Here is a 20,456-nt window from a genome sequence, read left to right on the forward strand (position 1 = left end):
GACGAGGACTGAGGGAGGACTCACGGAGGACAGAGGAAGCACAGGGAGAGGGGAGAGGAGAGTGAGGGCACGTCAGGCGGGTTTGGACCAGGTGATCCACTCCACCGGGACCCGCTCGTCCAGTCGGCGGACGCCGCGCTCGGCGAGCACGTCCTCACCCGGCAGCGCCCGAGGGGCCGGCGGCGGAGCGCTGCCCGGACCGCCGCCGGCCCCCGTCAGCGGGGGAGGGGACAGAAAGCGAGGCCCGATCAGCCGTTGCCGATCTCCTTCCACTCCTTGTTGGCGGCGTTCAGCTCCTCGGCCATCTCGTCCAGGAACTCCTTGGCCGTGATCTTGCCGAGCAGCAGTTTCTGGAACTCCGGCTCGTTGTCCGCCTTGCTGATGTTGTTCCAGTCCGGCAGGTAGTACGGCAGGTCGACGATCTTCGTCGAGCCGTCGGTCAGGGTCTTCGCGGCCAGCGCGGTCGACTCGGTCTCCTTGATCCACGGGTCCTTCGCCGCTTCGGCGTTGGCCGGGATGGCGCCCGCCGACTCGTTCCACTTGCTGTTGGACGCGTGCGAGGCCGCGAACTCGATGAACTTCCACGCCGCGGTCTTGTTCCGGCTCGACCGGAAGAGGCCGAGGCCGTCGACGGGGTTGGAGACCTGCACCCGGGTGCCGCTGTCCCCGACGGGTGCGGGTATGCCCGCGAACTTGTCCTCGCCGAGGGCCTTGAGGTGGTCCTGGTAGGAGCCGAGATTGTGGCTCAGCATGCCGATCGTGCCGGTGTCCCACTGGGCCACCATCTTGGTGAAGTCGTTGTTGACGTCGGCCGCGGGCGTGGTCTTCTTGAAGAGCCCGGCGTACTTCTCCAGTGCCGCGACGTTCTTCGGGTCGTTGAGCGTCGTCCTGTCGCCGTCCCAGAACTCGGTGATGCCGGACTGGCCGTAGACGGCGTCCAGCGCCTGCGCGATGGAGCCCGCGCCGCCGCGGATCGTGTAGCCGAACCTGTTGTCCTTCGCGTCGGTCAGTTTCTCGGCCGCCGTGTAGAAATTCGCCCAGGTGTCGGGAGCCTTCAGACCGGCCTGCTCGAACAGGTCGGTGCGGTACCAGAGCACGCCGTTGTTCGCGGAGGTCGGTACGGAGTAGACGTCGTCGCCCCGGCCGGCCGCGGCGCGGACGCTCTCGACCATGGACTCGACCAGCTTGCCCTTCAGCGCGGACTTCTCCAGCCGGTCGTTGACCGGCTCCAGAGCTTCCTGGGAGACCATGTTGGCCAGGTAGGCCGTGCCGACGCCGCCGACGTCGGGCAGCCCGCCGCCCGCGATCGCGGTGTCGTACTTCGACTGGACGTCGGCGATCGGGATCGGGACGTACGTGACCTCGATGTCGGGGTTCTGCTTCTCGAAGTCCTTGATGATCTCGGTCCAGACGGCGGTGCGCGGACCGCCGTTGTTGTCCCAGAAGGTGATCTCGCCCTTTCCGCTGCCCTCCGTGCCGGAGCCGCTGCCGTCGTCGCCGCACGCGGTCGCCGTCAGCGCGAGCACCGCCGTGAGGGAGATCGCGGCCGTGGCACGCCCCCGCTGTGTCTTCGAGATGTTCATCGTCGGCTCTTTTCTGTCTGCTGGTGATGCGGGTGTGATGGGTCGTGACGTGTGTACTTCTGCGGGGGGTGGGGGCCGGTGACGCGGAATGAGGTGAAGCGGGCCGTTCCGGCGGGGCCCGTCCCGGCCGGTGCGGTGGCGAAGAGCCCGAGGAGGGCCCCGACCCAGCGCCAAGGGGTGGCGGCGAAGACCTGGCCCGAGGGCCGGAACCCGTCGCCGGTGTCGGCGGAGAAGCGGCAGCGGGCCCCCGCCGTGACCTCGACGCGCAGCCGGGCCCGTCCGTCGGGGGACGCGCGGGAGTCGGCCGCGTCCCGTTCGTGTACGGCGACGCCCTCGGCGAAGCGGTGGACGAGCCGCGGTGTGCCGTCCTCCGCGAGGGCGAGGCCGATCCAGCCGAAGGCGTCGCCCAGGACGGCGAGTCCGGCCTTGGCGCCCGGCTCGCGGCTGTCCAGGGCGAGGTCCACGTCGACGGTGAACTCTTCGGCGGGCAGCCGCTGGACCAGGATGCTCGGCAGCAGCCGCAGGTCGTGCTCGTACGCGGTCCGTACGCAGGTGAGCCGCAGCCCGTCCCCGCTGTGCCGGGTGGTCCAGCCGGGGTGCGGGTTGGCCGTCCACTGCCACTGTGCGCCGGGACGGCCCCCGGGGAAGTCGTCGTCGACGGCGGGTGCCGTCACCGGCTGTGCGGGGGCGACGGGTTTGGTGTGCACGGGGACGGGTTCGCCCTGGTCGCCGATGACGGGCCAGCCCTCGGCGTTCCAGCGCATCGGCTGGAGGTGGACGACCCGCCCGTACGCTCCCCGGGCCTGGAAGTGGAGGAACCAGTCCTCGCCCGCGGAGGTGTGCACCCAACCGCCCTGATGGGGGCCGTTGACGTCGGTGCGGCCCTGGGCGAGGACGACGCGTTCCTCGTACGGGCCGAAGAAGTCGCGGGAACGGAACGCGCCCTGCCAGCCGGTCTCCACGCCGCCGGCCGGAGCGAGGATCCAGAAGTACCCGTCGCGGCGGTAGAGCTTGGGGCCTTCGAGGGTGAACCAGCCCGGTATCCGGTCGGCGTCCACCAACGTCGATCCGTCGTCGAGGAGTTCCCGGCCGTCGGGGCTCATCCGGTGGCCGGTGAGGCGGTTCTTGACGCCGGAGCGGGACCTGGCCCACGCGTGGACGAGATAGGCCTCGCCGGTCTCCTCGTCCCACAGCGGGCAGGCGTCGATGAACCCCTTGCCCGCCTTGAGCAGATGCGGGGTGCTCCAGGGCCCCTCGACGCGGTCCGCGTTGATCTGCTGGATACCGTGGTCGGGGTCGCCCCAGAAGATCCAGAAGCGTCCGCCGTGGTGGCGCAGCGAGGGCGCCCATACTCCGCGGTCGTGGCGGGGGGCGGCGAACTCGTCGGCGGGTTCGAGGCGGTCCAGCGCGTGCCCGACGGCGGTCCAGTTGACCAGGTCGCGGGAGTGCAGGAGCGGCAGCCCGGGGGACCGGCCGAAGCTGGACGCGGTGAGGTAGTGGTCGTCGCCGACGCGGACGACGTCCGGGTCTGACCAGTCGGCGTTCAGGACCGGGTTGCGGTACGTCCCGTCACCCAGGTCGGAGGTCCAGGGGCGGCTCACCGGGCCACCGCCTCGCGCGCGTACCGGGCTGCGGTCTCCCGGTCCGTCCTGCCGTCCACGACGACGGTGATGATCCGGCGTACGACCGAGGCCCCGGCGGGTACGGGCAGCCGCTCGTGCGCAGCGAGGCTTGAGCCGACGCCCGGGTACTCGGCGGTCCTCACGAACCACGGGTCCCGCCGGGTCTCCCCGGTCGCCCCCGCGAACACGAGCGTCCAGCCGTTCCCGGAGAGCGCCAGCCAGTCGGCGGTGCGGCCGTGGACCTCGCCCTCACCCTCGCGCGTGGCGCTGAACACGGTGGGTGGTGCCGCCTCCTTGGGGGCGCGCCAGAAGAAGCCGCCGTACCCGGCCCCCGGCCGCCCGTTGGTCGCGGGGCTGCCGATGGAGAGGTCCGTGTCCCCGGTGTTGGTGAGCACGAAGGAGAAGTCCAGCTCCCAGGCGGTGCCGGAGATCCGGGTGGCCGAGAGGGTGCGGTGCTCACGCAGGAGCTCGACGCCGGCCGCTTCCCAGCCGAGCTCCTGCGTGAAGCCGTTCGGGCTCCGGTGCGGCCGGGCCAGATGGCGCTGGACGCCGTGGTTGTCGAGTGCGGTGGGTCCCCGACCCCGTACGAAGGTGCGCCCGCCCCAGAAGTTGTACCCGGCCACATCGGGGACGGCGACGGAGACGCCCAGGTGGTGGAGGTGGTCGGCGGGGCGCTCCTCGGTGACGGTGACCCCGCCGAGGGTGGTGACGGGGTGGAGACGCGGGCGGCCGTCCGGTCCCGGCGCGTAGCCGTAGTGGGCGACGGTGTCGGCGCCGCAGGCAAGGGTGGCAGGAAGGTCGGGGAACGGGTCCGTCGCGTGCTGCCTCATGAGGCGGCCACCTCGTCCACCCGGGCCCAGGGGGCGCCCAGTTCGGAGAAGAGGCGGAGGGACTCGGCCCCGGCGTCGACCAGGGAGTCGATGCCCGGCACGACCCGCCGCGCCCCGCCGTCCGGCCCGTCGTGCCGGGTCTCCCACGCGTGGTCGGGCAGCGGGGCGGGCTCGGGGGCGGTGCGTACGGCCTCGACGACGCGCATGAACGCCCCCGTCGACGCGGGCGGAACCAGCAGCGGTGTGCCGTGCTCCAGGTGGTCGAGGAGGTTCTCCAGGAGATCGGTCCGCCCGTGGACGGTCTCCTCGGGGCCCCGCCCGGCGCGCTGCACCAGGACGCGGTCCTGTTTGTACCAGAAGGTGATCCGGCCCTTCTCGCCGTGCACGATGACGTACGGTTCCCCGGGGCGTTCGGCGCACAGGGTGACGGCGACGGTGACGCGCGGCCCGTCGGCGGTGGTGATGCGGACGCTGCTGGTGTCGTCCGCCTCGATGGCGTGCGCCCGGAACAGCTCCGTCTCGATGGCGGTGACCTGCTCGGCCCGGCCCCGGCAGGCCAGTTCGAGTGCGGTGGCCACGGCGTGCGCCAGGGGGTTGGTGAGGACGCCGTCGACCACGTCGGTGGTGCCGATCCTGCGCCGCCCGGCCCAGGGCGCCCGCCGGAAGTAGGCGTCGTCGCGGACCCACGCGCCGGCGGCCCCGAAGCCGGTGACGTTTCCGATGGCCCCGGTGGCCACCAGCTCGCGGATGGCGGGCAGGGCGTGCGACCCGAATGACTGGAACCCCACCTGGCAGGCGACGCCGGCTCGTTCGACGCCTTCGGTCATCCGCGCGTAGTCGGCCCAGAGGGCGGCGGGCGGCTTCTCCAGCAGCAGGTGGACGCCCCGGGCGGCGGCGGTGAGCGCCAGCTCGGTGTGGGTCTGGATCGGGGTGCAGATGATGGCCGCCCGCGCTCCGGTGACGTCCAGGAGCGCCCCGAAGTCGGCGGACTGCTCGGGCGACTCGCCGGCGCCGAACCCGGCGGCGGCGAGCTCATCCTCGGTCAGCGGCTCCAGCTCGCAGATGCCGGCCAGCCTGATCCGGCCCTGGTGCTGGAGCCGGCGCACATTGGCCAGGTGCCACCGGCCGTGTCCCCGGGCGCCCGCCAGGACGACGGGCACGGGGGCGGGCGTGGAGGCGGACGGGACGTCGGGCACGGGGGCGGCCGGGTCCGTGGCGGGGACGGTCACTCTCCTCATCCCTTCACCGCGCCGGCGCTGAAGCCCGTGATGAGCCACTTCTGGATGAAGGCGAACACGATCACCACGGGGACGGCCGCGATGACGCCGCCCGCCGCGAGCGCGCCCAGGTCGACGCTGTCCGCGCCGATCAGCGTGTTCAGACCGACCGGGATCGTCTGCTTGTCCTGCTCGCTCAGGAACATCAGGGCGAAGAGGAAGTGGTTCCAGCTGTGCACGAACGCGAAGGAGCCGACGGCGATCAGCCCGGGACGCAGGAGCGGCAGGACGACGGTGCGGAAGGCGGTGAAGCGCGAGCAGCCGTCGACCCAGGCGGCCTCCTCCAGGGAGACGGGGACGTTCTTGATGAAGCCGCTGATCAGGATGATCGACAGCGGGAGCTGGAAGACCGTCTCCGCGATGACGACGCTCCCCAGCGAGTTGATCATCTGGAGGTTCCGGAAGATCTCGAAGAGCGGTACGAGCATCAGGGCGCCCGGGATGAACTGCGAGCAGAGCAGCGCGAGCATGAACGCGCCCTTGATCCTGAAGTCGAACCGGGCCAGGGCGTAGCCGCCGGCCAGGGCGACCAGGGTCGTGGCGACGAGCGTCGCGACGCCGACGATCATGCTGTTCTGGAAGAAGACGGCGAAACTCCGCTCGTTCCAGACCTTGGAGAAGTGCGCTCCGGTCATCGGCCAGGGCACCAGCGACGTGGAACCCGCGGGCCGTACGGCGAAGAGCAGCATCCAGTAGAACGGGATGAGCGTGAAGAGCAGGTAGAGACCGAGCGGCAGATAGATCTGCCAGCGCGGCACGTCGTCGAAGGCACGCTCCCGCCCTGGGCGGCGGCGCGGGGCGGACGGCGGGGAGCCGGGAGCGGAGGACCGCCGGGCGGCTCCGTTCTTCTCGGTGAGCAGGGCGGTCACGTGCGGTCGCCTCCGAACTTGCTCAGGCGCAGATAGACGATCGAACAGAAGAGGAGGATTACGAAGGCGACGGTGGTGAGCGCGGAGGCGTACCCGAAGTCGTGGCCCTCGATGCCGGTGTTGGCCACGTAGAGCGGCAGGGTGGTGGTCTCGCCCGCGGGACCGCCGCCGGTGAGGGTGTAGAGCAGGTCGACGTTGTTGAACTCCCAGACACCGCGCAGCAGGGTGGCGAGGATGATCGCGTCCCGCAGGTGGGGCAGCGTGATGTGGAAGAACTGCCGCAGCCGGCCGGCGCCGTCGACCGACGCCGCCTCGTACAACTCCTTCGAGACGGACTGGAGGTCGGCGAGGATGAGAATCGCGAAGAAGGGGACGCCGCGCCAGAGTTCGGTGACGGTGGCCGCCCAGAAGACGGTTCCGGTGTCCGAGAGCACCGACGTGCCGTACTCGCCGATCCCCGCGTCCGCGAGGTAGCGGCTGAAGCCCGTCGAGGAGTTGTAGAGCAGGATCCAGATCGTGCTGGTCAGCACACCGGAGACCGCCCAGGGGGAGAACACCATGGCCCGGGAGATGCCGCGCCCGATGAACGTCTGGTTGACGATCAGGGCGAGCGCCAGGCCGAGGAGCAGCTGGAGCGTGACCTGCGTGAAGACCCACTGGGCGCTGAACCCGAGCGTCGGCCAGAACTGGTCGTCCTCGGTGAAGACGCGCCGGAAGTTGTCGAGCCCGGCGAAACCGTTCCGCCACGGCTTGGTGACGTTGTAGTTCTGCAGGCTGTAGTAGAAGACGCTGAGCACCGGATAGGCGATGAAGCCCAGCATCAGGAGGCCCGCCGGCGCGATCAGCAGATACGGCAGTCGGCGGGGGCTCGCCCGGCGGCGCCGGGACTCTTTGGGCGGCGGTGTGGCCACGGCTGCGGTGGGGGCCATGACACGTCTCCGATCTCTGGGAGGTGCTGGATGCGCTGGACGTCCGGGCCTGCTGGACTTGGCTGTGAAAGCAGCTGTGAAAGCGCTTGCTGAGAAGGGCTGGAGCGACCCGGGGGAGCGAGGTGCGCAAGGGGGTTCCCGGCTCCGTCCGGGTACGGTGACGGAGCCGCGTACGGTCATGGAGCCCGGCGACGTTCACGGGGCCCGCGTACGGTCATGGGACCCGCGTACGTTCACGGGATCCGGTTCATCCCGATCACGGGTCGGTTCATCCCGCGTACGGGTCGGGCACTTCTCCCTCCCGGGCCAGGAACGCGAAGTCGCATCCGGTGTCGGCCTGGGTGATCTGGTCCTGGTACAGCGCCCCGTAACCCCGTCCGTAACGGGCGGGCGGCGGGGACCAGGCGGCCCGGCGCCGCTCCAGTTCCTCGTCGTCGACGTCGAGCCGCAGGAGCCGGGCCTCGACGTCCAGGGTGATGAGGTCGCCGGTGCGGACCAGGGCCAGCGGCCCGCCGACGAAGGACTCGGGCGCGATGTGCAGGACGCACGCCCCGTAACTGGTGCCGCTCATCCGCGCGTCGGAGATCCGCACCATGTCCCGCACACCTTGTTTCAGCAGGTAGTCGGGGATCGGCAGCATGCCGTACTCGGGCATGCCGGGACCGCCCTGGGGTCCGGCGTTGCGCAGCACGAGCACATGGTCCGGAGTGAGGCCGAGGGCCGGGTCGTTGATCGTGCGCTGGAGCTCCCGGTAGTCGTCGAAGACGACGGCGGGCCCGGTGTGGCGCAGCAGGCGCGGCTCGGCGGCGATGTGCTTGATGACGGCCCCGTCGGGACAGAGGTTGCCACGCAGCACGGCCACCCCGCCTTCCCCGGCCAGTGGGTCGGAGCGCTCGCGTATGACGTCGGCGTTGTGGACGGGGGCACCGTCGAGCTGCTCGCGCAGGGTGGCGTGCGCGACCGTGGGCCGGTCCAGGTGCAGTACGTCGGTGAGTCGCCCCAGGAAGCCCGGCAGACCGCCGGCGAAGTGGAAGTCCTCCATCAAGTACCGTCCGCCGGGGCGGAGGTCGGCGAGCACGGGCACCGTACGGGCGATCCGGTCGAAGTCGTCCAGGGTGAGCTTCACGCCGGACCGGCCCGCCATGGCGATCAGGTGGATCACCGCGTTGGTGGAGCCGCCGAGCGCGAGAACCGTGGCGACGGCGTCCTCGTACGCCTGCGGTGTCAGGATCTGCGACAACGTCACCTGCCGCAGGACGAGGTCGACGATCCGCAGCCCCGAAGCCGCGGCCATCCGCTCGTGCCCCGAGTCGACTGCCGGTAGGGACGACGCCCCCGGCAGGGCGACCCCCAGCACCTCGGCGGCGGCCGTCAGGGTGGAGGCGGTGCCCATCGTCATGCAGTGGCCGGGGGAGCGGGCCAGACCGTTCTCCAGCTCGGCCATCTCGCAGTCGCCGATGATCCCGGCCCGCCGGTCGTCCCAGTACCGCCACATGTCCGTGCCGGAGCCGAGGACCTCGTTGCGCCAGTGCCCGGGCAGCATCGGCCCGGCGGGCACGAAGACGGTCGGCAGGTTCACGGAGGCGGCGCCCATCAGCAGCGCGGGCGTCGACTTGTCGCAGCCGCCCAGCAGCACGGCCCCGTCGACGGGGTAGGAGCGCAGCAGCTCCTCGGTCTCCATCGCCAGCAGGTTGCGATAGAGCATCGGGGTCGGCTTCTGGAAGGTCTCCGACAGGGTGGACACCGGGAACTCCAGCGGGAACCCGCCCGCCTGCCAGACCCCCCGCTTGACCGCCTGCGCCCGTTCGCGCAGGTGGCTGTGGCAGGGGTTGATGTCGGACCAGGTGTTGAGCACCGCGATGACCGGCTTGCCGAGGTGCTCCTCGGGGAGGTAGCCGAGCTGACGGGTGCGGGCCCGGTGGCTGAAGGACCTCAGCCCGTCCGTGCCGAACCACCGGTGGCTGCGCAGCTCCTCGGGCGCGATACGGCGGCCTCCCGGGACCCGGGTCGACGCGTCGCTCACAGGGACCACGCGGCTGTCAGCCCGGCGACCTCGGCGCGGCGGGTGTCGGGCAGGACCCGGCTCGGAGCGCGTACGTCGCGACGGCAGAGCCCCAGCGCGGACAGGGCCTCCTTCACGACGGTGACGTTGTCGGCGGACTGCTCCTCGGCGCGGAGTTCCTCGAAGCGGCGGATGCGCTCCCAGACCTTCATCGCCGCCACGTAGTCCCCGGCCCGCAGCGCCTCCAGCATGTCGAGGGAGACGGCCGGGGCGACGTTGACCAGACCGGAGGTGAAGCCGGTGGCGCCGGTGGCGAAGTAGGAGGGGGCGTACAGCTCCGCGAGACCGGCGATCCAGACGAACCGCTCCAGGCCGGCGTCCCGGGCGAAGGCGCCGAAGCGGGCCGCGTCGGGGACCGCGTACTTCACACCGACGACGTTGGGGCAGGCGTCGGCGAGTTCGGCGAGCCGCTCGCCGGCCAGCCGCGGGCTGCGGATGTAGGGGACGACGCCGAGCTGCGGCACGGCCTCGGCGATCGACCGGTGGTAGTCGACCCACCCTTCCTGCGCGATGTACGGATGCACCGGCTGGTGCACCATCACCATCGCGGCACCGGCCTCGGCGGCGTGCTCGGCCGCGGCCACCGCGGTCGGCACGTCGTGGCCGACGCCCACCAGGACGGTGGCGCCTCCCGCGGCCTCCTCCACCGTCAGCTCGGTGACCAGCCGCCGCTCGTCCGGGGTGAGGGCGTAGAACTCCCCGGTGTTGCCGTTCGGGGTGACGGTGCGGATGCCGCCGTCGAGCAGCCTGCGCGTCAGGGCGCGATGGGTCGCGGAGTCGATGCTTCCGTCCTCGGCGAACGGTGTCACCGGGATCGCCACGACGTCTGCGAGGGCCGCCTTCAGCGGAGAGTGGTCCATGCGGACTGGCCTTTCGTCGAGGTGCTGGTGGAGCGTGTCCGGCGGGCGGTTCACGCGGCGTCGCCCCCGTCTTCGTCGTCGGGGAAGGCGCGGCGTACGAACGACGCGATGTGGTGGTGCAGGGCCCCGGCGGCGGCCTCCGCGTCCTCGGCGATGGCGAGCCGCAGGATCTCGCGGTGCTCGGCCGCCTCGCGCTCCCACGACGGGACGGCCGACCAGGCCACGGTCGACACGAGCGCCGCCTGGTCGCGGACCTCGTCGAGCATCCGGGAGAGCAGCGGGTTGCCGCAGGGCAGGTACAGGGCCCGGTGGAAGTCCCGGTTGGCCAGCGACCTGTCTGCTGTGTCGGCCGCCGAGTCGGCCCGCTCCAGGGCCTCTTGGGCCGCCTCCAGCGAGGCGCCCCGGGTGATGGAGCGGCGCAGCGCCTCCGGTTCCAGCAGGAGGCGCACGTCGTACACCTCCCTGGCCATGGTCGCGTCGACGAGCCGCACGGTGACGCCCTTGTACTGGCTCATCACCACGAGCCCCGTGCCCGCGAGCGTCTTGAGCGCCTCGCGGACGGGAGTCTTCGACACCCCGAACTGCGCGGCGAGTTCGGTCTCCACCAGCGCCTGTCCCGGTCTCAACCGCGCGGTGAGGATGGCGTGCTTGATGGCCTCCAGCACGTACTGGGTCCGGGACGGGATCGGGGCAGGGGCGAAGGTCATGGGTGACGGGCTCTCACATCTCGCGTATCGCGTCTCATATATGACGTACGAAGTGCGACGCGATGAAGCTAGGGCCACGTGGAATGTTTCGTCAACGCTTCCGACCGAAGAACTTCCGCGGCCCGGGCGCTACTTGACCACGCCGGTGCGCGGGCCGCCCGTCCCGGTGGGGCCCCACCGGTGGAACACGACCCTGCCGTGCGGCACCGACCCGACCCGACCCGGCCTGACTGGACCTGCTTCGCCTCCGCTGCCCGGACGTGCGTGACCTCCTATTCGTCGAACTGTGCCGTAACGTCACGGGTTTCGCCGGGAATCGACGAGGTAAACGCCCTTCGATACCCAAGCCTGGCGTCGTTCGACGAAAACGCGATGACGTGGGAAAAGGGATTGCATTCGATTCAGGGTGGTCCTGGAACCGACTACCCAGGAGAACTCCATGACTTTTCTGGAAGGGGACCGCAGCACTCCTCAGGAGACCGTCGCACCCTTGGCGTCCGCACCGGTTCCTGAGCCGAAACCGACCATGCTCGAATCCATGGGAGGCCCGGCGGGATTCGTCTACTCCACCATTCCGGTCGTCGTCTTCGTGGTGGGAGACTCCCTGGGGACCACAGCGGTGGCCATCTCCGTGGCGATGGCCACCGGCGTGGTGCTCACCGTGGTGCGCCTGCTGCGCGGCGAGCGCTTCGCCTCGGCGGTCGGCGGGCTCGTCGGCGTGGCGTTCGCCGCGGGCATCGTCGCGCTGACCGGCTCGGCCAAGGACTTCTTCCTGCTCGGGATCTGGGCGGCCCTCGCCGGATTCCTCGCCGCCCTCGGCTCGCTCCTGGTCCGTCGGCCGCTGACCGGCGTCGCCTGGAACCTCCTCCACGGCGGCAAGCACGCCTGGCGGGAGGACGCCGTGGTGCTGCGGGCGCACGACATCGCCACGCTGGCCGCGGCGATCGTGTTCGGTGGCCGATTCGTCGTCAAGCAGTGGCTCTACGTCCACGACTTCACCGGCTGGCTGGCGTTCGCGAAGGTCGCCATGGGCACCCCGCTGACGATTGTGGCCGCACTCGTCGCCGCCTGGGCTTTCCGGCGGAGCTCCCAGCGGCTGATCCGTGAACCCTGACCGGCCCACGAACGCACGGCGACATCATTCGGAAAGGGCGGGAAAGTGACGATCAGCATCAGCCCGGGAATCAGCCCGGGAACCGCATTGCGCGCGCTCGGCGCATTCGAGAAGACCATCGATCTCTACATGTACAGAAATCCTGTCCAGTTCTCCCTGGTGGCCCGCATCGACCGGCAGGTATCGGCGGTGACGCTGGCACGGGCGTTGGCGCGCCTCCAGGAGCGGCATCCGCTGCTCGCGGCCTCGGTCGACCGAAGCGCGGTGGAAACCCTGTACCGCTCGGCGGAGGGCGCCGTCGAGGTCGCGACACGTGCCGCGGGCACCCCGTGGCAGGCGGTCGTGGCCACCGAACAGACCCGCCCCATTCCGCCGGAGCCGGGGCCCCTGCTGCGAGCCGTCCTGATCCCCGGAGACACGGACTGCTCCGTCGTGCTGACCTTCGCCCACCAGATCACCGACGGAGTCGGCGGCCTACAGGTGCTGCTTGAGCTGATCGCGGCTCTCGACGGCGGCGTACGCGAAAGGGCCGACGGCGTACCGCGGGCCCAGGAGGACCTCCTCGGCGGCCGCGACGTACGGGCGGAGACCGGCGACGCCGCGGCTCCCGTGGACTCCCCGGCGGAGGACGAGCGTATGAGCGCACCCGGAGAGCTCGTCCCGTTCTCCGCGCTGCTGCCGCACGTGTCCGCCCTGGCCCTGGACCGCGAACTGACCACGAGGCTCGTCGGCCGCTGCCGTGCGGAGGGCACGTCGGTGCACGCGGCCCTCTGCTCGGCCGCCTCCACGGTGTTCCACCGGCGGGGCCGTGACTTCGTGCGGGTGTTGAGTCCGGTGGACCTGCGCCGCGCGGCCGGCCTGCCCGACGACGTCGCCAACCGCTTCGCCGGGGCCCGGACGGCGAGTGAGGCGACGCGGGCCGACGACTTCTGGGCTCTCGCCCGGCGGCACCACGAGTCGCTCGCGCGGCAACGCGCACCGCACGCGCTCCGGGCCGGTTCCGCGGCACTCTCCGAGAGCCCACCGGAGACCCCCGAGGACGCCGAGGCGATGATGGCCGCGGTCACAGCGGCCGATATCCAGATCACCAACCTCGGTGCGGCGGAGGCGTACGGACCCGTCCCGTCTTCCGTCACGGCTCTCTGGGGGCCCGCGCAGATCACCCAGGTGCGAGGGGAGCACGTCCTCGGTGTCGTCACGGTCGGCGGGCGCCTGCGGATGACCGAACTCACGCACGACCCCGTGGCCGGCCTGCTCCCGGAGATGGCCGCGGTTCTCGCCCAGGCCTGCGCGGCCTCGGACCGGGACGCGGACCCCGCGTGACCGTTCCCACCCACGCGCGCCGTCCCCCGTCCCGCCGGGAGCCGGTCCGCCGCGCACGACCGCACGCCCACCCTCTCCTCCTCCCTACCCCTCCACCAGGAGCGACGTTGTCCTACCTGCCGACCCGACTACGCCCGATGACGATCGCGGTGTCCGTGCCGCTGCTGCTTCTCGTCGGAGCGTGCAGCCCGAGCACGTCCGACGCCTCGCAGTCGGCGAAAGCCTCGACGAAACAACCCGGTGAGCTGGACCGCTTCTACGACCAGAACCTCGCACTCGGCTCGTGCAAGGGGTACGGCACCACTCCTGCGGACGAGAAGGCCTTCGCCGATCCCCGTCTCCAGTGCGCGCGACTGGATGTGCCGCTGGACTACAGCGAACCCGACGGCAGGACCAGGCAGATCGCGGTGCTCCGGGTTCCCGCACGGGGCAAGTCGAAGGGGCCCCTGCTCCTCAACTCGGGCGGCCCCGGCGGCACCGGCCAGAACTTCGCGGCGCAGACCGGCACGGCTCCGGCGAAGAGCCCCGTGACCGAGAGCTTCGACCTCGTGGGATTCGACCCCCGTGGCGTCGGAGCGTCCCGACCGGCGATCAGCTGCTTCAGCAGGAAGGACTACCTCGCCGGTGACGTACGGACCGAACTCGTCCTGACCGCAGGCCGCTTCACCGAGGAGGACACCGGGCGACTCGTCGGAAAATGCGCGCGGGGCTCCGGCGGGGAACAGAACCTGGGCAGCGTCAGCACCCGCGACACGGTCCGCGACATGGACCTCCTGCGGTCCGCTCTCGGCGGGAGGAAGCTGAACTTCCTGGGCCAGAGCTACGGGACCCGCATCGGAGCGCTGTACGCCGAGCAGTACCCGGGCAACGTACGCAGCATGGTTCTCGACGGCGCCGTCGACCCGCACCTCGGGAGCGAGCGGCTGCTGTCCCAGTACAGCGGCTTCCAACGCTCCTTCGACAAGATGGCCGAGGCCTGCGCCGCCGGCCAGGACTGCCCCCTGGGCACCGATCCGGAGCAAGCGACCGAGAAGTTCCAGAAGATCGCCGGCCCACTGCTCGACAAGCCGCTCACCTACGGGAAGGGGATGCGGTTCACGTACAACGACCTCATGGACGCCGTGATCTCCGGCCTCTACTACCAAGCGGTCTGGCCGAAGATCACCAAGGGCATCGCCGAGGTGCGGGCGGGCAACCCCGGACAACTCCTGGCCATCTCCGCCGCCTTCAGCGGGCGCGGCCCCGATGGGAGCGGCAGCAACTTCGACGTGGCCAACTACGCCATCACCTGCATGGACGAGGCACGCATGACCCCCGAGCAAGCGGTCGAGACGCGCGGCAGGACCTACCGGGCGGCACCGTTCGTAGACCCGGGCACCGGCACCGAAGGGGCCAGGGACACCTGCGAGTTCTGGCCGGCCGAGCCGAAGACCACGTACCCCTTCCCCGATCGCGTCGACGGGCTGCCCGCCACCCTGACGATCTCCATCACCGGCGATCCGAGCACCCCGCATCAGGCAGGCGTCAACCTGGCCGAGACCCTCGGCGGCGGCCTGCTCACGGTGAAGGGGGAACAGCACACCATCGCCGCATCAGGGGCCAACGCCTGCGTCAACAAGGCCGTGGCCGACTATCTGATCCACCTGCGAACCCCGTCCGAAAGCACCACCTGCACGCTCTGACACCTTCCGCCGAGGTCCGCCGGTCAACGCATGCGCGCGTCCCGTGTGCTGCTTCCCCCGCCCGACAGGGGGGAAGCAGCACATCTGCGTGTCTTCTTTCCCTCGCCGGACAGCGGAGGAAGAACGACAGCCTGTGGTTCCGGGCGGAAGCGACACCTTGGTTCCCGGCGGGAGCGACACCTGTTGTTCCCGGTGGGAACGACACCCGTGTCTCCCGGTGGGACGACCCGCCCGTGCGCTGCCGGGGCCAGATAGGCCCCGCGCGCACCCCCGCGCTTGACCATGCCGCTGCGGCATGGTTTCCCATGGACCTCTTCGGCGCGACCGCGCCGACACCACCAGCTGCCGAGGGAGAGACCCGATATGGCGTGGAGCACCCGCGAGATCGCGGAGCTCGCCGGCACCAGCCTGAGGACGGTGCGGCACTACCACGACATCGGGCTGCTCGACGAGCCGGAGCGGCGCTCCAACGGCTACAAGCAGTACGGGGTCACCCACCTCGTCCGGCTGCTGCGGGTCAAACGCCTCACGGCCCTCGGATTCTCCCTGGCCCAGATCGCCGCCCTGCGCGACCACGAACACCCCCGGGACGCCCTGCAAGCCCTCGACACCGAACTGGCCGCCACCATCGAACGCCTCCAACGGGCCCGCGTCGAGGTCTCGGCACTGCTGAAGAAGACCGCCGCGACCGATCTGCCACTCCGGTTCGCCGAGGCGGCCGATCCCGCCGAACTACCCGATCCGGAGCGCTCGTTCACCACCGTCCTGGGCACGATCCTCGGCCCGGACGGCATGGACGCCTACGCGGACATGCTGCGCGATGACCCCGACGCGGTCGCCCTGGAACTCGACGACCTCCCCGCCGACGCCGACGAACCGACGCGCCAAGACCTCGCGGAACGCCTCGTGCCCTACGTCCGCGCCCTGTATGTGAAGCACCCGGGACTGGACGACCTCTCCTCGGACGCCCCACGCGGCCCGGAGCACACCGCGCAGACCATCGGCAGAGCGATCACCGACCTCTGCAACCCCGCCCAGGTCGACGTGATGCGTCGCCTCAGGACTCTCCTCGCTCGGCCGGAGGGAGGAAACACGGCTGTCTGACCCGGCGGCCCCGGCGGCCCCCATGTCCACCGGTCGGTGGACAACAGGTTCAGTCGGCCGGACGTGTCCGGCGCCGCACCCCGGCGGCCAGGATTTCCGGCATGAGACACCTACCTGTACGTATGGCGCGATGGAGCGCCCGGCACGCCGGGCGGGCGATCGTCGGCTGGTTCGCGTTCGTCGTCCTGTGCCTCGTGGCCGGCATCGCGCTGGGCACCAACGAGGCCACCACCAAGGACTTCTGGGTCGGCGAGGCCGGACGCGCCGAGGCTATGGCGACCGAGGGCGGCCTGGAACGTTCCCCCACCGAGCGGTTCATGATCCGGGCCGGATCGGGAGAGCTGGACATGGCGGCGGCCGGTGCGGCGGCCCGGGACGTGACCGCGCGGATGCGGGAGCTGCCCGAGGTGGAGAGCGTGGCCGCCCCCGTCCGCTCGAAGGACGGTGAGGTCCTGCTGGTGTCGGTGGTCCTGAACGGACCCGAACTGGAAGGCAGGAAGAACGTCGTACCGCTCCTGGAGCAGACGGCGGCGGTGGGCGCCGACCACCCGGACCTGGTGGTGGAGGAGACCGGATCCCCAGCCATCAGCAAGGGCGTCAACGACCAGCGCGACGCGGATCTCGCGCTCTCCGAACGCATCAGCCTGCCTGTCACCGTCGTCACCCTGCTGATCGTGTTCGGCTCGGTGATCATGGCGGGTGTGCCGTTGCTGCTGGCGCTCTCCTCGATCGCCGCGGCGATCGGACTGTCCATGGTCGCCTCGCACGTCATGCCCGACGCGGGGGTCGGCACGAACCTGATCCTCCTCATCGGTCTGGCGGTCGGCGTCGACTACACGCTCTTCTACCTGAAGCGCGAACGGGAGGAACGGGCGCGCGCAGGCGGGCGGCTCGGCCCGGAAGCCCTCGTGGAGCTGGCGGCGGCGACAGCGGGCCGGGCCATCGTGATCTCGGGTCTCGCCGTGGTCGTCTCCACCGCCACCCTGTATCTGGCCACGGACGTCATCTTCTCCTCACTGGCGACCGGGACCATCCTCGTCGTGGCCGTCGCCGTGGCCAGCTCGCTCACCGTGCTCCCCGCGCTGCTGGTCGTCATCGGCCGCCGGACCGGCCGCCTCGCCCCCCGCAGGGCCGCCCGCCGGGCCGAGCGCGGCGAGCCGGCCCGGGCCGGGGAGCCGGAGACGGGACGGGTGTTCGCCGCTCTGCTGCGCCCGGCCCGGACCCGCCCCGCCCTCACCCTGTGCCTGTCGGTCCTCGTCATGCTCGGTCTGGCCGTGCCCGCGCTCGGCCTGAAACTGATCGATCCGGGAAGGGACACCTTCTCCCGCGACATCCCGGCCATGCGGGTCTACGACCGGCTGACCGAGAGCTTCCCCGAACTCCTCGTCACCCACGAGGTCGTCACCCGCTCCACGCCGGAACGGGCGGCACAGGTGAAGCAGGCCCTGGAGGACCTCGGCCGACGTGCCCAGACAGACCCTCTGTTCGCGCAGGCTCAGAAGAACCCGGAGAACGCGGAGAACGCGGAAACTCCGGAGAACTCCCCTCCGACCGTCCGCACGTCGGCCGACGGCCGGATCAGCGTGCTGGAGCTCTCGGTTCCTCATCCCGCGCCCTCCGCCGAGGCGATCGCATCGCTCACCCACCTCCGCCAGGACCACATCCCCGCGACCGTCGGCCGCCTGTCCGGCGTGGAGACGGCGGTGAGCGGCGATGTCGCGCGGGGCCGCGACTACGTGAGTCACGAGAGCGACAAGCTGCCGCTGGTCCTCGGCCTCCTGCTGCTGATGACCTTCCTGATGACCGTGTGGGCGTTTCGCTCGGTGGTGATCGGCGTGATCGGCGTCGTACTGAACCTGCTCTCCGCCGGCGCCTCGCTCGGCATGCTGGTCCTGGTATTCCAGGGGACGTGGGCGGAGGGACTGCTGAACTTCGACTCCCTCGGGGCGATCGCGTCCAGGGTTCCGTTGTTCCTCGTGGTGATCCTCTTCGGCCTGTCGATGGACTACCAGGTGTTCGTGGTCAGCCGGATCCAGGAGGCCCGGCAGAACGGCATGTCCGCCCGTGAGGCGGTCCTGGAGGGCATCAACCGGTCGGCCAAGGTGGTGACCAGCGCGGCGATCGTCATGGTGACGGTGTTCGGCGCGTTCGTGGCCCTGCACCTCACCGAGATGAAACAGATGGGATTCTGCCTGGCCGTGGCCGTCCTGCTGGACGCCGTGGTCATCCGGCTCATGGTCCTGCCGTCGGTGCTGTTGCTCCTCGGTGAGCGTGCCTGGTGGCCGGCCAGGCGCCCCGGCCGGTTCGGCAGGGGCAGGCGGGGCGGGCGGGCGCAGGAACCCGTCGCCGGGCCCCTGACGGAAGTAGGCTGACGCGGTGAATCAACGGCCGCAGCCCGAAACCGCGTTGACCGTACCGTCGCTGCACCGGTGGAACGCCGTCTTCTGGGTGCTGCTGGGCATGGTCCCGCCGGCCCTCGCGGTCGCCGACGCACCCGGGACGACGCGCTTCCCGGTGCTGGGGCTGCTGGCCGTGCTCGCCCTGTCGTACGGCGCCGTGGGGCTGTTCCCCGGCAACCACACCCTGCGCCCCCGCCCCTACCTGTACGTACTCGTCGTGGGCCTCGGAGCCATGTCGTACCTGCTCGACGGCAGCGCGGCGCTCTTCGTGGTGACACTGCCGCACTTCTGGATCTACACCGCGAGCGCGCGTGCCGCGATCGCCCTGAGCGGTCTCGCCGCTGCGGGCGTCGTGGCCGGCAACGTCGTACGGCAGGGCTGGGACGGAGAGTTCTTCACCGGCAACGTGATCTTCACGCTCATCGGGTACGCGGCAGGCGTGCTCATCGGGTTGGGAGTACGCCACATCACCGAGGACGCGGACGAGCGGGCCCGTCGGCTGAGCGCCGAACTGGAGGAAGCACGGCTCCGGCTCATCGAAGCACACCACCGCCAGGGGGCGGCTGACGAGCGCGAACGTCTCGCGCGCGAGATCCACGACACGCTCGCCCAGGGATTCGCGTCCATCGTCGTGCTCGCGGAGGCGGCCAGAGCGGGTCTGGCGACCGACCCTGGCAGGAGCGGGAAACACCTGCTCGCGATCGAGAACACCGCGCGCGAGAACCTCGCCGAGGCGCGCGTCCTCGTCGGCTCGGCCCCGCAGAGCGGTGTCGTCGCCGGCTCGGTGGCGGACACCCTGCGACGGACCCTGCGGCGGTTCGCCGAGGACACCGGGACCCACGTCACCTCCGATCTGCCGGACGTCACCTGCGACCAGCAGACCCGTATCGCTCTCCTGCGTTGCACCCAGGAGTCCCTTGCCAACATCCGCAAGCACGCGGCGGCCTCCACCGTGGAGGTGGCCCTCACCGCGCAGCCGTACGGGATCGAGCTGGAGATCACCGACGACGGCGCGGGATTCGTGACCGAGGACTCCCACGGCTTCGGGCTGCACGGAATGCGCAAGCGCCTGGCCGAACTCGGCGGCGAGCTCACCGTCACCAGTTCGGTCGGCGACGGCACACGTGTCCTCGCCATGATTCCCACCGACAGGCAGGGCTGAGATGCACCACGGGCCGACAGCGCAGAACAAGCTCCGGATCCTCCTGGCGGACGACCACACGGTGATGCGTGCAGGGGTCGTCGCCCTGCTGGCGGACGAACCCACCATCGAGATCGTCGGCGAGGCGGAGGACGGCCGGGCTGCCGTCGGCCTGGTGGAACGGCTGGAGCCCGACGTGGTGCTGATGGATCTGCGGATGCCCGTCCTCGACGGGACGAGCGCCACCGCTGAGATCGTCGCCGGGCCCGCCCGGACCCGGGTGCTGATCCTGACCACGTACGAGACCGACGCGGAGATCGAGCGCGCCGTCGAGGCGGGCGCCGTCGGCTACCTGCTGAAGGACGCCACCCGCGGGCAGTTGGTGGAGGCCGTCCACTCCGCGTCCCGGGGCGAGACCGTGCTGGCTCCGCGCGTCGCGGCGCGGCTGGTGGCCCGGATGCGCAGGCCCGAGCCGGTGGCGCTGACCAGACGGGAGGTGGATGTACTGGGCGCTGTGGCGGACGGGCTGTCCAACGTGGAGATCGGCCGCCGGCTGGTCATCGCGGAGGCGACGGTGAAGACGCACCTGCTGAGGGTCTTCGCCAAACTCGACGTGGGCGACCGGACGCACGCGGTGGTCAGGGCACTCGAACTCGGCCTGCTGGAAAGGCCCCGGGGGACAGCGGAAGGCGGCTGACGTCGTGCCCTGACCAACGGGAGCACGGCGCGACGGCAGCACGGCGCAACGACACTACGCGAGCACAGGCCCGTGCTCCGAGCTCCGTGGTCCGTACGGCACTGATCAGCGAGCCTGGCTGATCGCCGCCGCCTGCACCCGGCTTGGCTCCGCCCTCTCCTGGCAGAGTGCTCGGTGAGGGGACGGGTCCTCCAAGCCGTACGCCGGGGTGCCCATGGTGGGTTGGGGGAGGTTCGCGGGTCTGTCGCGCCCGGTGG

16 protein-coding genes are annotated in these 20,456 nt (G+C 70.9%); 7 read left to right on the forward strand and 9 right to left on the reverse strand.

What is annotated here, in order from left to right; all coding sequences use genetic code 11:
• Nucleotides 1-248: 248 nt before the first annotated feature.
• The 9 genes from OG245_RS36860 to OG245_RS36900 all read right to left on the reverse strand — a co-directional run bounded on the left by OG245_RS36860 (nucleotide 249) and on the right by OG245_RS36900 (nucleotide 10,739).
• Nucleotides 249-1,583, reverse strand: coding sequence for a sugar ABC transporter substrate-binding protein (locus OG245_RS36860; RefSeq protein WP_371627687.1), 1,335 nt, complete (start codon nucleotides 1,581-1,583; stop codon nucleotides 249-251).
• Complete coding sequence (locus OG245_RS36865) at nucleotides 1,580-3,184, reverse strand: family 43 glycosylhydrolase (protein ID WP_371627688.1); 1,605 nt, start codon at nucleotides 3,182-3,184, stop codon at nucleotides 1,580-1,582. The genes OG245_RS36860 and OG245_RS36865 overlap by 4 nt, the downstream gene beginning before the upstream one ends.
• Nucleotides 3,181-4,035 carry a PmoA family protein gene (locus tag OG245_RS36870; protein WP_371627689.1) on the reverse strand — a complete coding sequence of 285 codons (855 nt, stop codon included), beginning with the start codon at nucleotides 4,033-4,035 and terminating at the stop codon, nucleotides 3,181-3,183. The genes OG245_RS36865 and OG245_RS36870 overlap by 4 nt, the downstream gene beginning before the upstream one ends.
• On the reverse strand, nucleotides 4,032-5,273 hold the full coding sequence (locus tag OG245_RS36875) for a Gfo/Idh/MocA family protein (RefSeq protein WP_371627690.1): 1,242 nt from the start codon (nucleotides 5,271-5,273) through the stop codon (nucleotides 4,032-4,034). The genes OG245_RS36870 and OG245_RS36875 overlap by 4 nt, the downstream gene beginning before the upstream one ends.
• Nucleotides 5,270-6,181: a carbohydrate ABC transporter permease gene (locus OG245_RS36880; protein WP_371627691.1), complete on the reverse strand. Its 912-nt coding sequence runs from the start codon at nucleotides 6,179-6,181 to the stop codon at nucleotides 5,270-5,272. Before OG245_RS36880 ends, OG245_RS36875 begins: the two co-directional genes overlap by 4 nt.
• Nucleotides 6,178-7,110: a carbohydrate ABC transporter permease gene (locus tag OG245_RS36885; protein WP_215103325.1), complete on the reverse strand. Its 933-nt coding sequence runs from the start codon at nucleotides 7,108-7,110 to the stop codon at nucleotides 6,178-6,180. Before OG245_RS36885 ends, OG245_RS36880 begins: the two co-directional genes overlap by 4 nt.
• A 268-nt stretch (nucleotides 7,111-7,378) precedes the next feature.
• A complete protein-coding gene (gene araD, locus OG245_RS36890; RefSeq protein WP_371627692.1) occupies nucleotides 7,379-9,133 on the reverse strand; it encodes an L-arabinonate dehydratase in 1,755 nt (584 codons plus the stop codon).
• Nucleotides 9,130-10,032 (reverse strand): dihydrodipicolinate synthase family protein, encoded by a 903-nt coding sequence (locus tag OG245_RS36895; protein ID WP_371627693.1) that lies wholly within the window; start codon nucleotides 10,030-10,032, stop codon nucleotides 9,130-9,132. The genes araD and OG245_RS36895 overlap by 4 nt, the downstream gene beginning before the upstream one ends.
• Nucleotides 10,033-10,082: 50 nt before the next feature.
• Nucleotides 10,083-10,739: a GntR family transcriptional regulator gene (locus OG245_RS36900; protein WP_371627694.1), complete on the reverse strand. Its 657-nt coding sequence runs from the start codon at nucleotides 10,737-10,739 to the stop codon at nucleotides 10,083-10,085.
• Between the two features lie 439 nt (nucleotides 10,740-11,178).
• On the opposite strand from OG245_RS36900, the gene OG245_RS36905 reads away from it, so the two are divergent.
• From OG245_RS36905 to OG245_RS36935, 7 genes are all read left to right on the forward strand, one after another.
• Nucleotides 11,179-11,853: a DUF3159 domain-containing protein gene (locus OG245_RS36905; RefSeq protein WP_371627695.1), complete on the forward strand. Its 675-nt coding sequence runs from the start codon at nucleotides 11,179-11,181 to the stop codon at nucleotides 11,851-11,853.
• A gap of 45 nt (nucleotides 11,854-11,898) precedes the next feature.
• Nucleotides 11,899-13,176, forward strand: coding sequence for a peptide synthetase (locus tag OG245_RS36910; RefSeq protein ID WP_371627696.1), 1,278 nt, complete (start codon nucleotides 11,899-11,901; stop codon nucleotides 13,174-13,176).
• A 137-nt stretch (nucleotides 13,177-13,313) separates the two neighbouring features.
• Entirely contained in the window at nucleotides 13,314-14,858 is a 1,545-nt protein-coding gene (locus tag OG245_RS36915) for an alpha/beta fold hydrolase (RefSeq protein ID WP_371627697.1), read from the forward strand.
• A gap of 363 nt (nucleotides 14,859-15,221) precedes the next feature.
• Nucleotides 15,222-15,962, forward strand: a complete 741-nt coding sequence (locus OG245_RS36920) for a MerR family transcriptional regulator (protein ID WP_371627698.1) — start codon at nucleotides 15,222-15,224, stop codon at nucleotides 15,960-15,962.
• Nucleotides 15,963-16,063: 101 nt separating this feature from the next.
• Complete coding sequence (locus tag OG245_RS36925; RefSeq protein ID WP_371627699.1) at nucleotides 16,064-18,334, forward strand: MMPL family transporter; 2,271 nt, start codon at nucleotides 16,064-16,066, stop codon at nucleotides 18,332-18,334.
• Between the two features lie 4 nt (nucleotides 18,335-18,338).
• Complete coding sequence (locus OG245_RS36930; RefSeq protein ID WP_371627700.1) at nucleotides 18,339-19,523, forward strand: sensor histidine kinase; 1,185 nt, start codon at nucleotides 18,339-18,341, stop codon at nucleotides 19,521-19,523.
• Between the two features lies 1 nt (nucleotide 19,524).
• A complete protein-coding gene (locus OG245_RS36935) occupies nucleotides 19,525-20,199 on the forward strand; it encodes a response regulator (RefSeq protein WP_371627701.1) in 675 nt (224 codons plus the stop codon).
• The last annotated feature ends 257 nt before the right edge of the window (nucleotides 20,200-20,456 follow it).

The organism is Streptomyces sp. NBC_01116 (assembly GCF_041435495.1).
Lineage (GTDB): Bacteria > Actinomycetota > Actinomycetes > Streptomycetales > Streptomycetaceae > Streptomyces.

Excerpts from the sequence above, each read along its gene's own strand:
- OG245_RS36860 (WP_371627687.1), bottom strand. The coding sequence starts at position 1,583 with ATGAACATCTCGAAGACACAGCGGGGGCGTGCCACGGCCGCGATCTCC.
- OG245_RS36870 (WP_371627689.1), bottom strand. The coding sequence starts at position 4,035 with ATGAGGCAGCACGCGACGGACCCGTTCCCCGACCTTCCTGCCACCCTT.
- OG245_RS36875 (WP_371627690.1), bottom strand. The coding sequence starts at position 5,273 with ATGAGGAGAGTGACCGTCCCCGCCACGGACCCGGCCGCCCCCGTGCCC.
- OG245_RS36885 (WP_215103325.1), bottom strand. The coding sequence starts at position 7,110 with ATGGCCCCCACCGCAGCCGTGGCCACACCGCCGCCCAAAGAGTCCCGG.
- OG245_RS36895 (WP_371627693.1), bottom strand. The coding sequence starts at position 10,032 with ATGGACCACTCTCCGCTGAAGGCGGCCCTCGCAGACGTCGTGGCGATC.
- OG245_RS36900 (WP_371627694.1), bottom strand. The coding sequence starts at position 10,739 with ATGACCTTCGCCCCTGCCCCGATCCCGTCCCGGACCCAGTACGTGCTG.
- OG245_RS36905 (WP_371627695.1), top strand. The coding sequence starts at position 11,179 with ATGACTTTTCTGGAAGGGGACCGCAGCACTCCTCAGGAGACCGTCGCA.
- OG245_RS36915 (WP_371627697.1), top strand. The coding sequence starts at position 13,314 with ATGACGATCGCGGTGTCCGTGCCGCTGCTGCTTCTCGTCGGAGCGTGC.
- OG245_RS36920 (WP_371627698.1), top strand. The coding sequence starts at position 15,222 with ATGGCGTGGAGCACCCGCGAGATCGCGGAGCTCGCCGGCACCAGCCTG.
- OG245_RS36925 (WP_371627699.1), top strand. The coding sequence starts at position 16,064 with ATGAGACACCTACCTGTACGTATGGCGCGATGGAGCGCCCGGCACGCC.
- OG245_RS36935 (WP_371627701.1), top strand. The coding sequence starts at position 19,525 with ATGCACCACGGGCCGACAGCGCAGAACAAGCTCCGGATCCTCCTGGCG.